Below are 16,452 nucleotides of genomic sequence, written 5' to 3'. Positions count from 1 at the left end.
GGGGGTAGAAATATGAATTTAATAAAGAAAATTGAAGAAGGACAATGTTCGATTGATGAGTTGCAACTTTTATTAAATGAAGCAAATCCAATAGTTTTGTATCATGTAATGACTTATATAGGTAAAGAAAAATTGGGGTCAACTGGTATAAATGAAAAGCTGGAGGAACTTACATCCAGAAGAGGGGCATCAGATAAGTTAATAGGTTATTATAAAGTTGGAGATTTAGCTATAGCTACACTCATCAAATTGGACAAAAAAACAGATGAAATAGCTATTTTTAAATCAATGGATGATTTTGATAAAAAAATGATATTTAACTTGATTGAAGAGTTAGAATGGTAACTCAAGTTACAGAATAAAATAATTATCAATCTTTGAACACACTCTAATGCTTGCATTGGAGTTTTTTTGTTTCAATGAACAAAGCTACCACAGCCATGATAGCGTTTTTATGTTAACCCAATATTTTCTTGCCTAATTCGACATATTCGTTTACTATTTTCCCATACTTAGTGCTTCAAGCATGCGTTTTTTGGGTAGCGCCTAGTCAAAAAGGCTTGGGTTCACGGGAGAGGAAGAGGAGCGGATGATTGGTTTTTTTAGAAAACGTTTGGTTGTGCGCATTGTTGCCGTAGTTACACTGGTCATTACGATTATAGCCGTTGGAAGCATGCTGTTACAGGTGGCCAATATGAAACTAGCTGCGCAGGAGGCCATTTCGAGTTACAACATCCAGATTGCTCAGAGTTATGTGAATCAGCTGGATACAGCATCTTATGCCGAGTTTGCCAAGGACCCCAAGGAGAATGACGAATTCTTGAAGATTCGTGATGAACTGGATGACTTTCGCGTACGCATTGGTGCAATGTATGTGTATTTCGTCAAAATAGATGACAAAGGTACGCCACTTATTATGGTGGACGGCATGAAGGATGCAGATAAAGCCTCACCGATTAATGAAGTCACGGATGTCCCTCAGGAGGCTGTGCAGAAGCTGTTGCAGGGGCAACCAGCCAGTTCTTCAATTATTAACAACGAGGAGTATGGCGACTATATTTCCTCTTACGCGCCTATGCTAGATAGTAATGGGGCTGTAACAGGTGTAATTGGTATCGATACGGCGGTATCGGTGATCGGAAGCATTGAGTCAGATATTATGAAATCGAGTATTCCCTTCTATGCTTTGTTGCTTTTAATTTCACTTATAGGCATTGCCGTTGTCATGTGGTTTATCGTAAGGGGACTGCGACCACTTCAACCCCTTAAGGCAAGTGTGGAAAAAATGGCACAGGGTGAGCTTGCAGAAGCGAATCAAATTTTGACGTCATATCGTTTACGGAGTGCAGATGAGATTGGAACCACATATCAAGCGATGATACATATGTCCGGTAACTTGAATAAAATTGTGAGTAACATGGTTGAAGGCGTAGCAGTAACCACAGACATTTTATCAGAATCAACGAAGGAATTTAATCGCAGTACCGAAGAGATGCTTGAGATGAGCAAGACGGTTGACCAATCTGTCGAACAGATTAGGCAAGGGGCGCATACGCAGAAGCAGGGTGCGAGCGATAGTGCAAATGCGATGGAAGAGATTGCAAAAGGCATAACGGATATTTCCGAATCCTCGATGGTTGTATCGGATGCGGCAACAAGTGCGCTTTCTACGGCGGAGTCCGGTAAACAGAGCATGACACTGATGAAAACACAGATGGAGAGCATCTCAAATGTCTCAAGTGAAGTTGTAGCGATGGTCCAGGTGCTGAACAATTACTCCCAGGAAATTGGGGGTGCCCTGCACACGGTTCGTGATTTTGCGAGTCAGACCAAGCTGCTTGCGCTTAATGCATCCATAGAGGCAGCACATGCAGGAGAACACGGCAAAGGTTTTGCAGTTGTGGCGGATGAAGTTCGGAAGCTTGCTGAGGCCTCAAGCACATCCATGGAACGGATCTCCGACTTGCTTCTTCGTATTCAACAAGAATCACAGCAGATTGGCTCACAGATGGGGGTTACTGCAACCGAGATTGGACAAGGTGTTACGATTACCGCAGAAGCGGAGCAAGCTTTCGCTCATGTAGTTGATGCGTTCCAACTGGTGACCAGCCGCATTCAGGAAGTCTCCGCTGCGGCAGAGGAAATCTCGGCAGGATCGGAAGAGGCTGCAGCCTCCGTCAATACGATCTCGCAGATATCAGCCGGGGTGTCGGATCATTCGGATGAAATCTATCGCTTGATGCGTGAACAGTCGGCCATGTTCAACAGGGTGGCGCAGACCTCGACAATGCTGGAGCAGCAGACGAACGAGATGAGCGAAGCCGTGCGCAAAGTTAAAGTATAGTTTGAGTAAGGTGTAGTAATCGTAACGCAAGAGGTAATCAGAAAAGTGTTCCGCTCTTGGAGAAGTTGGTGATCATCCCAAACTTCCTTCAAAGGGTGGAGCACTTTTTTAGATTTAAATTTTTAAATGATCCCGCTCTATCGCCTGTCTGAAGCGGCGGGCGAATCGTTCTGCGGCTACGGCGGCCTCCTTGGACTCCGTCTGCACGAAGCCAATCTGCATTTTCGGTTGATCGATTCCAGCGATCTCTACCATCTTCACCAGACCTTCTTTCCATAATGGGTTTTGGTGAAAGGAAAAGTCGTGACCAATCGTGTTGGCAATATCGTTTCTTAACACCATGTTGATGGCTTCTGAATTATTTGTTTTGAACAGAATGGACAGAGATCCATGATCATAGGTGAATTCCTTGATGAAGTCTTCGATGAAACCATCTCGATAGAGTGCCAGCTTATGTTCTTTTAATTGATCCGGTGAAACACGGCTGTGCTTGGCAAGTTCAGACAGGTGATGAGTACCGACTACCAGCTTGCCCGAGTACATGGGACTGAAATGAAGTCCATCGAATTCCCGCAATTGTTTGGCATAGATCGCGATAAAGCCCAGATGGGTTTTGTTGTTGCGAATATCCTCGATAATTTCCATGGACCCTTTCTCTTCAATGGAGATGTTAAGTTGCGGGTGCTCAAGCTTCATATCCGCAGCAGACCGGACAAGATAGGGCATGACACTTGGAAAAGTAGCCACATGAAGCTCTCCGCTAAGAGAGGAGGCTTCTGCGTTCAGGGATTTCAATTCATCAATCCGCTGTAAAATATCAAGTGCCTTGGCAATAAATTGTTTGCCTTCGGGAGTGGGATGAGTTCCCTGCCGCGAGCGTTCGAACAGGATGATCCCCAATTCTTTCTCCAGACGATGAACCGATTGGCTGATCGCCGATTGTGTGACATGCAGATGCTCCGAGGCGGCGGAGAATGATTTCGTTTTCGCAATTTCAACGATATATTCGAGCTGTTCCAGATTCATGATTTCATCTCCGTTTAGCATTAATACAACTAATGTTAACATTAGTATCTATAAATATGAATAATACATGAACAGGGATATAATATATAGACAAGCATTGTAGTTCTTTACTATATAAGTAGAACCTTAACGTTTACACCAGAAACGCAGAGTGCAGAACCAATCTGAAGAAGCAGAGCGTGCGCCTTTATCACCGGATTTTCCCCTTGGATCAAGGGAATGAAGAAAATCTGGGGATAAGAGCGATCGAAAGATGGTACTGCAATCAGCGTGATCAGGTGTAACATATCTAGTTCAACTTATATAGACAATCATACAAAGGGGATGGACTTCATGAAAGCAGCAGTATGGTATGCCCATAAAGACGTGCGTGTGGAAGAGCGGGAGGTTCCGGTTGCTCAAGCGGGTCAGGTCAAAATCAAAGTGGAATATGCGGGGATCTGCGGCAGTGACTTGCATGCTTATCATCATGGTGTGGGGATTCAAGAAGGCGAGAATCATCCGCTCTCAGGACAGAAAGCACCGCTGACATTGGGTCATGAATTTGCAGGGACTGTGAGTGAATTGGGGAGTAATGTAAGCGGTATCAGTGTGGGGAATCGAGTCGTGGTAGAGCCGTTGTACCATTGTGGAAAATGTGAGTACTGTATCCAGGGTCGTTACAACCAATGTACTCAATTTGGATTCGTTGGATTGAATGGTGATGGTGGTTTTGCGGAGTATGTTGTTGTTGAAGCATACATGGTTCATCCCATACCGGATAACGTCACTTTCGAAGAAGGTGCGCTCGTTGAGCCTACGGCAGTAGCCTTTCACGCGGTTCGTCATAGCAAGTTGAAAGTGGGAAACAAGGTAGCTGTATACGGAGCTGGTCCAATTGGATTATTGACCATTCTGTCTGCCAAAGCAGCAGGAGCCTCTGAAATCTATGCAGTTGATGTATTTGAGGAACGTTTGAACCTGGCAGTTAAGCTGGGAGCGATTCCGGTGAACAGTGCCAAAGTTAATGCAACAGAGGTGATCTTGCAACAATCGGGCGGTATTGATGTGGCTTATGAAGCAGCGGGTGTGCAACCAACAATGGATAGCGCCATTGCGGTTGTCAAAAAAGGTGGAGAAGTTGTTGTCATCGCTGCGATACCCAATCCGCTTCAAGTGAACTTCTTCGATCTTCTGGTCAAAGAAGCAAATCTAACGGCAACGCTGGCATATCGCCACATTTTCCCTGAAGTAATTTCATTGATTGCTGAAGGGGCGCTCGATGTGAAACAGGTCATCACCAAGAAAATCAAACTGGACGACATCGTGCAGGAAGGACTTGAGTTGTTGATGAGCGACAAGAGCCATGCGAAGATTTTGGTAGAGATTGGCGGCTAAAACAATCAATAGCGATGTATCATTTTAAATGTTGATTGATCATTTATAAACGTAAAAAAGACCGTCATGAAAATGATCGGTCTTTTTTACGTTTCATTCTCCGCTCGCTGATCGCGGGTTGTTCCTGTTACCTGCCACTAGGAATCATAACGGTAACAGATCGCCTTGCCCTCGCTACTCTCGGAGCTGAATTCCTTATCCTCTGTAAATCCAAAACGCTCATACAAACGGATGGCATTGACCATCTGACCGCCTGTATATAAATACACCGTATTTTTGCCCATTTCTTTAGCAGAATCTACGCATTGCTGGAGCAATACTCTGGCAATCCCGTGACCTCTCCATTTTGGATCAACACCCAACAGCCGAATAAACGGATAATCGATGGGCAATTCAAAGTTTGGATAAGCCTTGCGCGCTGTTTCGAATAATTGGACTGTACCGACAATCTGATCATCAATCTTTGCGATCCATAATTGTGTCAGGTACGGATTAACCACAGACTCTCGAATATCTTTTAGGTAGGCCTCCCATCGTTCATTTTGCTGAAAAGTCTCCCGATACTCGGCATAACTTGCAACAAGGATATCTACAATCTCTGGATGGTCTGCTTCTGTGGCAGGATGAATCGTAACGGCAGCCGTTGTCATCTTATAATTCCCCTTCTCTTATGGGTTAAGTATGGAATATAGTTTTCTTGCATTTTACCATAACGGATTCAATCCGATTCATTCAAATTTTCTATAGTTAACTCAGTCATTTCTATAGACCAAAGCATATCAGCGATTGAGCTGTGTGGAATACAGATGATTGCGATATTCGGTTGGCGTATTGCCTTCGTATTGCTTGAACATGCGCAGGAACAGCTTGTAGTCGGAGAAGCCGCACTGTCCGGCAATTTCTTTTACACTTGCATTGGTGTTGAGCAGCAACTGTTTTGCCCGGCGAATACGTTCTGTGAGGATATAGGTTTTGAGTCCAGTACCTTTCTCGCGTTTCACCATTTTGGAGATATAGTCTTTGTTAAAATTAAAATTTTCCGCAATCTGACTCACCGTGATGTTTGTATGCAGATGAATATCCACCCACTTGCAGATATGGTCCACAATCGCATTGTGCGGGCGATAATCCGCCTCTATATTCCGCTCCAGTTCTCTAAACAACAATAACAAAGCAGCGTTGGCTTCCTCCGGTGAAAAGGATGACACATGCAGCAATTGCTTGAATAACTGATTGGCCATGGAAGGTACCTGAATGGTGGCATGTGTCCTAAAGCGGTTGAATTCTGCCTGCATGGCATCATAGTGAACCCAGTAGAAGCTGACGGGGGCGTCGCTGATCCGGTATCCATAGTGGGTGCGACCAGCGCGCAGAAACAACAGATCGTTGGCACGAACTACATATTGTTCCTCATCTTCCGCGATATACATCTCACCTTCCAACATCAAAATGATCTCGTGAACAGGCATGCTGCGTCTCATGTGGCTCCAGTTGCCGTCGGATATGAACTTGCCGCACAGGTAATGTTCCAGTGGCTTTTGCATAGGACGGATTTATCCACCTTTTCTTGGATTATGAGTCTGATGTAATTGTATTTTATTTGATAGTATGGGGATGTTCAAGCTCTACAGTAGATTGATGAGTATTGGTCTTGTAGCTGATAAAACGGATTTTACCCCTCAAGAATGAATGGATATCTATTACATCCCGAGAAGGAGTGAGTGTCATGATTGATACGAAAAAAGGATTTCTGGGACCGGAACATGTAGATCTGTTAAATGGTGTGTTCCAAACATCACAAGAGGTGGGGGAGCGTTACCTGTTATCGCTGGATATCGATCGATTCCTGGCTCCATGCTTCGAAGCTCATGGTTTACCTGCCCGCAAAGAACGCTACGCGGGTTGGGAGGCACGTACCATCAGCGGACATTCCCTCGGACATTATCTGTCTGCCCTGGCTGTGACGTATCAGGCAACCGGGAAAATCACGTTAAAAGAAAGACTGGATTATGCGGTTACCGAACTGGCGAGAATCCAGCAGACCACGGGGAGCGGGTATATCGGTGGTTTGTCCGAAGAACCTTTCCACATGGCTTTTCGAGCAGAGAATATCGGTGGGTTCAACATCGGTGAATACTGGGTTCCCTGGTACAGTGTGCACAAAATCTATCGTGGCCTGATTGATGCCCATAAACTCACTGGCAACGGACAGGCACTTGAGGTAGTTACCCGATTTGCAGATTGGGCAGTAGAAGGTTTGCTCCCGATGACAGAAGAACAGATGCAGACGATGCTTCAAAGTGAACACGGGGGCATGAATGAAGTATTTGCACACTTGTATGGGATTACCGGCAAAGCCTTATATCTTGAGATCGCTAACAAGTTTACCCATCAATTGATCCTGAGACCCTTGGAGCACAAGCAAGACGATCTTCAAGGCAAACACGCCAATACTCAGATTCCCAAAGTGATCGGTGCAGCCGAAATCTACAATCAGGACCATACACATGAGAGTTATCGAACGGCGGCAGAATTTTTCTGGAATACCACAGTGCATCATCGTTCTTATGTATTTGGAGCAACGAGCATTTCGGAGCATTACGAAGCAAAGGGCATGGAGAGTCTCGGGATAAAAACAGGAGAGAGCTGTTGTACTCACAACATGTTACATCTAACGAAGCAACTCTTTGCCTGGAATCACGATAGCGCCTACATGGACTATTATGAAAACGCCATATACAATCACATCCTTGGCACGCAGGACCCCGATACGGGGAACAAAACGTATTTTGCATCAACGCTGCAAGGCCACTACAAAATCTATGGTACTCACGATACCGCTTGGTGGTGCTGCACAGGATCAGGCATGGAGAACCCGGGCAAATATGCCGAGGCGATCTATTTTGAGGATGAACAGGACCTGTACGTCAACCTGTATATCGCTACCCAATTGGATTGGGCGTCACAGGGATTATCCCTGAAGCTTGAAACCGACTTTCCTTATTCGGAAAAGGTAACCCTGACGATCACCGGAGGCAACGCCTCGGCTCATCTAAGATTACGCGTGCCCTCATGGCTGCAACAGCCAATGACGGCAACGGTTAATGGTGATACGGAACATCCGTATACACGGATGGAACCCGGCTATCTTTCCATCGACCGCACATGGACAACGGGCGATGTCATCACCATCACACTGCCGATGTCACTCCGCCAGTACACTTCCCGGGATGATGCCCACAAAGTGGCATTCCTGTACGGCCCGATAGTACTCGCTGGTGCACTAGGAAACGAGGGTCTTCCCGAGGATACGATTGTGGACGAAACAGCACTGAATCCCAAGACTGCACCTGTACCTGTGATTTGGACGGAGCAAGAGGATGTACGAGAGTGGATCAAGGTTGTGGATGCAGATACGTTAACATTTGAACTTAGCAAAGATGTTACTTCCACAGGCGAAGTCGTGAAGCTCATTCCGTTCTATGATGTGCATCACGAATTTTATACCGTGTACTGGCCGTTTAACGATGAAGGGGATGCGCTGGAGAAAGAGTTGAACGATATCACGATCGACAGGGTTCAGGCTGACGGTCAGCAGGATGAGATTGGACATCAACTGGATAGCAACTGCCGTGGTGAGCACCACAATGGTTCAACCACAGATGGCCGTAAGAAGTTGCATATGTGGCGAGAGGCTTTTGGCGTCAGTGGGGCTTACTTCAGTTATCAACTGGCGGTGGATCGCGCCGTAACCAATTACCTATGTGTGGCCTATTGGGGCGGAGATCATTCCCCGTTTGAACGGGAAGGTACGTTATATGACAGACAATTCACCATTACCGTGGGTGGAACACTTATTGGAGAGCAACGAATTCATATGAACAAAATCGGCGAAGTGTTCTATGTGACCTACGATATCCCTGAGGCAGTTACATCAGGCAAAGATAACGTTACAGTGGTATTCCAGGCGAAGGGCGACAATGGCTGTGCCGGGAAAGTTGTAGAGGTACGCACCACGCGAAGCAAACCGGAATCCATCTTTTCGTGATAAGAGGCATAGTGTGAAAAGGCGCAAACACAATGTTATAATGAAAATAAATTACGGTTAGGTGAAAGAGGAGGTTGGAGTGTGGCAAAACCCGATAATAAAGGTACTTATAACTTTCAGGATTGGTTAACTTGGGAGGGGGCATGGGAATTAATTAATGGCAAAGCTTTTAATATGTCTCCAGCACCCACTTCATTGCACCATTTTATTGTGGGTGAGCTGCACTTCTCCTTGCGGACTTTTTTTCAGAATCGGAAATGTTTCGTGTTTGTTGCCCCTTTTGATGTGTATTTTAGCGAAAATGAACAATATGACCTACCAGATCAAGTTGTACAGCCTGATTTATCGGTGGTGTGTTCCAAAGACCAGATATCTAAAAATGGCTGTCACGGTGCACCTTCATTAATTATCGAGGTGTTATCACCTTCGACTGCGTTAAAGGATTTTAACGAAAAATTTAACTTGTATCAGAAATATGGCGTGAACGAATACTGGATTGTTGACCCCGGCAATCAAACCGTCCATGTCTACACGCTGGAGGATGGCAGTTACCAGACACGTCATCTGTATACAGAGCAGGAAACGATTCAATCGGTTATATATCCCGAACTGGTAATCCCGATGGATTCGCTGTTCAAGTTCAGGTAGTGCGAAGCGTCAACCTGTCTGCTACAGAGGAAGTAATAAGGCAGTTGTTTTCTAAATTCTAACGAACTGCATACGTCTTATATGGGCAATATTGATGTGGTGGAAAATGTAACGAATCTCAGCGACGCTATTTCATTCGAAATAGGCGATAAACAACTTTTTACACCCAACACGCGAATATAACGTGTCTCAGGTTCGTTACATTTTCAGAAGAGCTGGAATGTGCCTAATAACGTCACCTCAGTTCGTTAGCTGTAGAATAAGGCATCAAGATTTTCAATAAGAATACCAAAAATGAAGAAACAACGTTTAAGGGACGAAACCGGATGATCTCCGATTCGTCCTTTTTGCAGTGCTCTTTTTTTCAGACAAGTCTTATATAAAAAATGACACGCATAGCTATTTTCCACGTATTACCTGATAACAATTCTCCACAATCTGCTGTCTCGTAAAACTCACTTTTTATGGATTGACCACAAATTTTCCTGCCAAGTTCCACGTTGTCCCTGAAAATATGAAATGGGATAAGCCCAAACCACGTATATTATGAGTATCCAAATATCCAATGTTATCCACCTGAGAGCGTTAACATCATGTACAATAAGAATAAGTTGAACAGGAAAATTACGACATAAAGCTTCAATATATAACATGAAAGGAGGTCGGATGATTGAACATGATCAAGTACATAAAATTGTTGGGATTAATCCTCGGTATTGTGGCTGTGAATGTTCTCGCATTCTCACCCGGCTTTATCGGGCTGAATTTCGGGGAGGGTGCATTCACAACTGCGCTATCCGTTACCCTTCTGTTCGGCAGTGCAATGGCACTCTTATATGGGAGTTACACCTTGCTGTTCAGACAGCCGGTAGTCCTGCCCGTGAAGCATATCGAAACACATGAAGATTATGTGGAAGCACTATCTTTTTATAGACGCATCAAAGTCCTCGAAGAAGATATTACGCTGGGGCTGTCCCAACTTAGTCGAATGAAAAAGAAGAAAGAAACACTCCTGAATGTGCTTCATCAGCGTTTTGATCCAGGGGAACTGAGCTACAAGAAATTCGCTGCGGTCACACTTGAAGTGGAGAAGTTGTTATACCTGAACATCCGCAGTGTGCTGAACCGGTTGAATGTATTTGATGAAGCTGACTATGCCAACATGATGAAATCCAACTCCTCAACACTTCCCCAGAAACTTTTTCAGGAAAAAACCAAGGTATACAACGATTATCTGTCTTATGTGAAAAATGCACTACACACCAATGAGGAGATTTTGCTCAAGCTCGATCAGTTGTTACTGGAGATTTCACGCCTCGACAGCTTTGAAGCCGGAGATATTGAACAGATGCCTTGTATGCAGGAGATTGATCAGTTAATCAAGCACACCAAATTATACAGACAGTGAGGGGTTGCTCGTATGGCCAAGAAGGGAAAGTTTTTTTTCATATCGATTGTGATGCTGGTACTCGTATTTGGTCTGGTCTATGCAGGGATTACACTGACGTCGAACTTTGGCAAGTCGACCACACAGGTAAGCACAGAGAATGCAGGTAAGGAACTGGGGAAACTGTACGCGGACATTGCACCAGCAACGGCGGAACCGGTCAAAGGACAGATTGATCTCGATCCGGTCGACGTGGCGGAATCACTGCCGGATATCTCCAAATTCGCAATTGCTGTAGAGAATACAACGAATGATTACGTCGAAATCTTCTCTTCCCCAGAGAAGTCGGGCAGCGGGGTAGATGGCTGGTTAACCGAAGTGGGCGAGGAGTTCAACAAATCAAACATTACCGTTGGGGGCAAACAGGTATCGGTCAAAATCCGCAACATTGCCTCCGGTACGGCTACCGATTATATCAAATCAGGCAAGTATATACCGGATGCATTCACACCTTCCAATGAACTGTGGGGCGAGATGGTTGAGGCCAGTGGGGTGAAGACAGAGATGGTGTCCGAGCGATTGGTCGGGAATGTTCCGGGTATTGTCATTTCCAAAGCAAAATATGACGCACTGGTTGATACGTACGGCTCCGTTAATGTGAAAACCGTAACCGAAGCCATTGCCAACAATGAACTCGCGATGGGATATACCGATCCATTTGCCAGCTCCACAGGACTCAACTTTCTGGTGACTGCACTGAATACGTATGACAGCTCCAACCCGCTGGGCGAGAAGGCAATTGAGGGATTTGAGAAATTCCAGACGAATGTACCGTTTACAGCCTCGACAACGATTCAGATGCGGGAGGCTGCCAAGTCAGGCAGATTGGATGCCTTTGTACTCGAATACCAGACGTATGTGAATACCGCTGATCTGAAGAGTGGTTACGTCTTTACACCATTTGGTGTGAGACATGACAGTCCGCTGTATGCATTGGGACAATTGCCGCAGAACAAACAGGAGATTATCCAGAAGTTTGCGGAATTCGTAACCCAGGCGAAGTACCAACAATCGGCGGAGGAGTTCGGTTTCAACGGGCTACAGGATTACAAATCCGAACTGGCTACCGTGGATGGCGGCACGTTACTGTCCGCGCAGAAAGTCTGGAAAGAGAAGAAGAACGGCAGCAAACCGATTGCCGCTGTGTTCGTGACCGATGTATCCGGAAGCATGGACGGCGAACCGCTTAACCGACTGAAGGAGTCCCTGCACAAAGGTCAGAAGTACTTGGGCACAGAGAATAGTATTGGCCTGGTTTCTTACTCTAGCGGGGTAACCGTGAATCTGCCGATTGCCAAGTATGATACGAACCAGCAGTCCATGTTTGTTGGAACAGTTGATAGTTTGCAAGCTGGTGGCGGTACGGCGACCTTTGACGGGATCGTGGTGGCAATGAAAATGCTGGAAGATTACATGGCTGCTGATCCAAACGTGAAGCCGTTGATTTTTGTCCTGAGTGATGGCGAGACCAATGAAGGTCATACCCTCAAGGATATCCGGGATCTGGTCGAGACGTACAAAGTGCCAATCTATACGATTGGATACAACGCGGACATCAAGGCTTTGGAGAGTATCTCCAGCATTAACGAAGCAGCAAGCATCAATGCCGATACTGACGATGTCGTGTACAAGATTGGTAACCTGTTTAACGTACAGATGTAATCTAAAGGGGGAACTGTAGATGTCATTTTCAATGGAAATACCGAGCCAGAAGGAAATTCAGAAGGTGATCGAAGAAGAGGTAAAACCCGTGCCCGCAGAGGTCGCGGAGCTTCAACAAGTGGCAAATGCCAACGTAGAGATGATCATGACACTGGACCTCGAATCCCTTGAGAAGCGCAAAGAGATTCTGCAATCCATTGACGGCTTTGGCATGAACACGATGAGATCCTCTTCCGAGAAAAACGCCTTGCTTCAAGTCTCCGTTGGACATCTGTCCAAGACGGGAGACGAGGGCGGTCAGGTTGCCAAAGGTTTGACCGAGCTGCATATGCAACTGAAGGATCTCGACCCGAGCGTGGTCGACTTTGCCAAGACCGGTTTCCTCGGGAAATTGTTCAATCCGCTTCGCGCTTATTTTCTGAAATACCAGAAGGCTGACGCAGTCATCGCTGACATCGTAACCTCTTTGGATAAAGGAAGATCCACCCTGCGTAACGATAATACAACGCTGGAGATTGAACAGCAGAACCTGCGGGAACTTACCAAACGACTGCAAAAGGAGATTCAGCTTGGCGTACTCATGGATGAGTCCATCGATGCGCAGATTGAAGCCGCCAAGGTCCGCAATGAGGACCCCGAGAAAGTCCGCTTTATTACGGAAGAAGTGCTGTTCCCACTCCGTCAACGGGTGATGGATCTGCAGCAGATGTTGGTCGTGAACCAGCAGGGTATCATGGCGATTGAAGTAGTCATCCGCAATAATAAGGAACTGATCCGAGGCGTAGACCGGGCGAAGAATGTAACGATCTCGGCATTGAAAATTGCCGTTACGGTAGCGAGTGCTTTGTATAATCAGAAGATTGTATTGCAGAAAATTGAGTTGCTGAACCAGACAACCAATGATCTGATTGCGGGTACATCCAAGATGCTCAAGGATCAGGGGATTGCCATCCAAAAACAGGCGTATGAAGCCAGCATCTCCGTGGATACGATGAAACAGGCGTTTACCGATGTGTTGTCAGCACTCGATTCAATCAGTCTATATAAGCAGGAAGCTCTGCCAAGAATGCGTGAGACGATTAACCAGTTCCGTGAACTTGCGGATACCGGGGAGCAGCAGATCCAGCGGTTGGAAAAAGGGCAGAAGCTGGGATTGTAATCAGAAGAGGGAAATAAAAAAAATATGTGTTAGATAGTTATCTTTTTTAGAATTAGAAAAGCGCCCATTCCTCATTAAGCATTGGGAATGGGCGCTTTTTGGGCTTCTATGAAGATTGGTACTAATTTAGATACCCGATATTCCGTGCATAAGGGTATATCTGTTGCTCGTATTGGTCGAGGAGAACGCCAGCCGCACGTACTTTGGCACGACCTTGTTGCAGTATCTTAGAATTCACTTTGTTTTTAGAAACGGCTTGTTTGTACAACAAGTATCCTTCCAGCTGAAGGTAGCTTCCCTTAACATAATAGGCATGTATTTTCTTAAGTTCAGGATTGGAAGGTTTGATTTGTTTTAACATGGAGACCGTTTTTGTATAATTAGGGATCACCGTATTCGTAAGTTTGAGGTACATGGACTTGCGATTGGTTGAATTCACCTCACCTCCCACACTACCCAACGTATCGATTGCTTTACTCTCATAAGGTACCAGACGAGATATTTGTTCAAGATATTTTTCGAAATCCTTTTGATCTTTAGTGAGCTCCTGTTCTTCATCATCTAATTCTAATTCGTCCGCAAACTCTTCACTAAAGTCATCTTCTTCTTTACTATAACTCTGATCTGAATCTGAATATGTAGAGGTTACTACTTTGGCTGCTTCAGCAGAAGCGGCTGGAGAGAGAAGCACTCCGCCAAGCAAAACAAAACTGGTAATTAATGATATAATCCACGACTTCTTCAAATGTATTGTCATCCTCCTTTTGTTTATATTCCATTGGATAACCTAACATATCAACACTAGAAATTACAGGAATACATTTACATAATTTTTGTGGTAAAGCTTTTTTAAAATTACTCTCAATAACCCTACTATAGCTAGTATGGCGAATAGGATTTTCAGTCTCTTAACACGACATTATCTGGCTTGTAATGGATGATCTTGAACAACTCCTCGGCCATGTAGACGGGGCTGTGCTTGAAATCCTGTCTGATCCACTCCATGATCATGCCAAATATCGCATGAGATTGGTAGCTTGCCAATATTTCATGGTTGATGTGCGGAGGGAAAATATGGTTCAGATCCTGTAAAGCGAGATCCCGAAGGACATCACAGATCATGCGCTGGAAGTTGGATGAAGCCTCAGATTTCACAACCAGTGTGTAGAATTGAGCATGTTGGTGTACATGCTCAAATATAGTGATCGCCGAAGAGGGCATCAGATTGACTTCGAACTTTTCCTCATCCTGATAGGGTTTGCGAAAAGAAGTTACCAGATCCTGAATCACATCATCGATAATTTCGTTGAACAGGTCTTCTTTGTAATGATAATGCCTGTAGAAAGTTCCTCGATTCAGATCGGCTCGCTGCACAATATCCGTAATCGATATTTCTTTAAAGGGATGTTTTTGCATCAAATGAATGAGTGCATCCTTCAGTGCAGCTTTTGATTTCTTGATTCTTCGGTCCATTGAATTCAGAGTTTCAGACATCTATTTTCCTCCTCGCTATATAAGTTGAACTAAATAATATTTACACTGGCCACTTCGATGACAGAACAACCTTTCGATCGCTGTTATCCCCAGATTTTTTTAATTCCTTTTATAAAGGGGTAAATCCGGGGATAGCGTATGCTTCCGATGTAGCTTTCTTGCAGAAAGCTTGTAGGCGAACGCTCCCGCTTCTTCAGGTTATTTCTGTCCTCTCCGTTTTGTGTAAATGTTTAGTTCAATTTATATCGTTCACTTTAAAGTACATTCGGGCTTATAAGTGTTGTTTAACGTACAACTGGACAAGCTTTTACTGATTGAAGTGAAACGCTATGACTTATTATACTAAGGATAGGAGTTAATGAACATTTGTTTGTTAACTTATTGTAAACGAATACACAAAGGAGGATACATGGAATGAAACTTCAAGATAAAGTTGCAGTTGTTACAGGTGCTGGTTCAGGTATGGGAAAAGCAATTGCCACGTTGTATGCCCAAGAAGGCGCGAAAGTAGTCGTATCGGATATTAACGAAGAATCCGCACAAGCGGTAGTTCATGATATTAAGGCACAGGGCGGAGAAGCGATTGTTGTTTTGGCGAATGTAGCCAAAGAAGAAGATGTGCAAAACCTGATCGATACGACGGTGAGCACATACGGTACAGTAGATATTCTGATTAACAATGCGGGAATTATGGATGGCATGGAGCCGGCAGCAGATATAACGGATGAGAAGTGGGAGAGATTGTTCGCTGTGAACACGACCAGTGTGATGCGGACGACACGTAAGGTATTACCGATCTTCCTGGAAAAACAAAAAGGTGTTATCGTGAACATTGCTTCAGCAGGTGGATTGCACGGCGGACGTGCGGGAGCAGCATATACAGCTTCCAAACATGCGGTCGTAGGCTTCACTAAAAATACAGGGTACATGTATGCTGAGCAAGGCATTCGCTGTAATGCGATCGCTCCAGGAGCTGTGGCAACCAACATCGGCACATCCATGGCTGGCATTAGCCCATACGGTGCAGGGCGGCAACAGCTGGGCATGGCAATCAACCCACGCATCGGTACGAGCGAAGAGGTCGCCAAGGTAGCTTTGTTCCTCGGTTCGGACGAGTCCAGCTTCGTGAACGGAACCGTCGTTACAGCAGATGCTGGCTGGAGCTCTTACTAATCCATTCAAGTGCAGTCGTTCATGGAGTCCGGAAATAGTGTGTGTGTAAAGTCAGGAAGCCACATGAGTATATG

General features: G+C 45.1%; 14 protein-coding genes. 9 read left to right on the top strand and 5 right to left on the bottom strand.

The features are described from left to right. Window positions 1-12 precede the first annotated feature (12 nt). Entirely contained in the window at window positions 13-345 is a 333-nt protein-coding gene (locus tag QVE09_RS19435; RefSeq protein WP_315938104.1) for a hypothetical protein, read from the top strand. 244 nt (window positions 346-589) lie between these two features. Then, window positions 590-2,344, top strand: coding sequence for a methyl-accepting chemotaxis protein (locus QVE09_RS19430; protein WP_315938103.1), 1,755 nt, complete (start codon window positions 590-592; stop codon window positions 2,342-2,344). 114 nt (window positions 2,345-2,458) lie between these two features. Here QVE09_RS19430 and QVE09_RS19425 read toward each other — a convergent pair whose 3' ends face one another. Then, window positions 2,459-3,370, bottom strand: coding sequence for a LysR family transcriptional regulator (locus QVE09_RS19425; RefSeq protein WP_315938102.1), 912 nt, complete (start codon window positions 3,368-3,370; stop codon window positions 2,459-2,461). Window positions 3,371-3,703: 333 nt separating this feature from the next. Here QVE09_RS19425 and QVE09_RS19420 point away from each other — a divergent pair, with 333 nt between their 5' ends. Continuing rightward, window positions 3,704-4,747 carry a 2,3-butanediol dehydrogenase gene (locus tag QVE09_RS19420; RefSeq protein WP_315938101.1) on the top strand — a complete coding sequence of 348 codons (1,044 nt, stop codon included), beginning with the start codon at window positions 3,704-3,706 and terminating at the stop codon, window positions 4,745-4,747. Window positions 4,748-4,884: 137 nt separating this feature from the next. Here the strand turns inward: QVE09_RS19420 and QVE09_RS19415 are convergent, their stop codons facing one another. Together QVE09_RS19415 and QVE09_RS19410 are read right to left on the bottom strand one after the other, a co-directional pair. Further along, window positions 4,885-5,397, bottom strand: coding sequence for a GNAT family N-acetyltransferase (locus QVE09_RS19415; protein WP_315938100.1), 513 nt, complete (start codon window positions 5,395-5,397; stop codon window positions 4,885-4,887). Window positions 5,398-5,526: 129 nt separating this feature from the next. Beyond that, on the bottom strand, window positions 5,527-6,291 hold the full coding sequence (locus QVE09_RS19410; RefSeq protein WP_315938099.1) for a helix-turn-helix transcriptional regulator: 765 nt from the start codon (window positions 6,289-6,291) through the stop codon (window positions 5,527-5,529). 182 nt (window positions 6,292-6,473) lie between these two features. Here QVE09_RS19410 and QVE09_RS19405 point away from each other — a divergent pair, with 182 nt between their 5' ends. The 5 genes from QVE09_RS19405 to QVE09_RS19385 all read left to right on the top strand — a co-directional run bounded on the left by QVE09_RS19405 (window position 6,474) and on the right by QVE09_RS19385 (window position 13,711). Continuing rightward, the gene (locus tag QVE09_RS19405) at window positions 6,474-8,795 is read left to right on the top strand and encodes a beta-L-arabinofuranosidase domain-containing protein (RefSeq protein WP_315938098.1); all 2,322 of its coding nucleotides are present in this window, start codon (window positions 6,474-6,476) and stop codon (window positions 8,793-8,795) included. An 81-nt stretch (window positions 8,796-8,876) separates the two neighbouring features. After that, the gene (locus QVE09_RS19400) at window positions 8,877-9,443 is read left to right on the top strand and encodes a Uma2 family endonuclease (protein WP_315938097.1); all 567 of its coding nucleotides are present in this window, start codon (window positions 8,877-8,879) and stop codon (window positions 9,441-9,443) included. A gap of 676 nt (window positions 9,444-10,119) precedes the next feature. Beyond that, window positions 10,120-10,851 (top strand): hypothetical protein, encoded by a 732-nt coding sequence (locus tag QVE09_RS19395; protein ID WP_315938161.1) that lies wholly within the window; start codon window positions 10,120-10,122, stop codon window positions 10,849-10,851. Between the two features lie 12 nt (window positions 10,852-10,863). Further along, window positions 10,864-12,552, top strand: a complete 1,689-nt coding sequence (locus tag QVE09_RS19390; RefSeq protein ID WP_315938096.1) for a vWA domain-containing protein — start codon at window positions 10,864-10,866, stop codon at window positions 12,550-12,552. 19 nt (window positions 12,553-12,571) lie between these two features. Next, the gene (locus QVE09_RS19385) at window positions 12,572-13,711 is read left to right on the top strand and encodes a toxic anion resistance protein (RefSeq protein ID WP_017690481.1); all 1,140 of its coding nucleotides are present in this window, start codon (window positions 12,572-12,574) and stop codon (window positions 13,709-13,711) included. 121 nt (window positions 13,712-13,832) lie between these two features. Here QVE09_RS19385 and QVE09_RS19380 read toward each other — a convergent pair whose 3' ends face one another. Together QVE09_RS19380 and QVE09_RS19375 are read right to left on the bottom strand one after the other, a co-directional pair. Continuing rightward, on the bottom strand, window positions 13,833-14,456 hold the full coding sequence (locus tag QVE09_RS19380; protein ID WP_315938095.1) for a hypothetical protein: 624 nt from the start codon (window positions 14,454-14,456) through the stop codon (window positions 13,833-13,835). 155 nt (window positions 14,457-14,611) lie between these two features. Beyond that, window positions 14,612-15,205, bottom strand: coding sequence for a TetR/AcrR family transcriptional regulator (locus tag QVE09_RS19375; RefSeq protein WP_315938094.1), 594 nt, complete (start codon window positions 15,203-15,205; stop codon window positions 14,612-14,614). Window positions 15,206-15,619: 414 nt separating this feature from the next. Between QVE09_RS19375 and QVE09_RS19370 the strand changes: the two genes are divergently transcribed. After that, a complete protein-coding gene (locus tag QVE09_RS19370) occupies window positions 15,620-16,378 on the top strand; it encodes an SDR family oxidoreductase (RefSeq protein ID WP_315938093.1) in 759 nt (252 codons plus the stop codon). Window positions 16,379-16,452 lie beyond the last annotated feature (74 nt).

It is taken from the genome of Paenibacillus sp. ClWae2A, assembly GCF_032452295.1.
Taxonomy (GTDB): domain Bacteria; phylum Bacillota; class Bacilli; order Paenibacillales; family Paenibacillaceae; genus Paenibacillus.
Note: the sequence above shows the minus strand (reverse complement) of the source record. Positions and strands in the feature narration are given on the sequence as shown.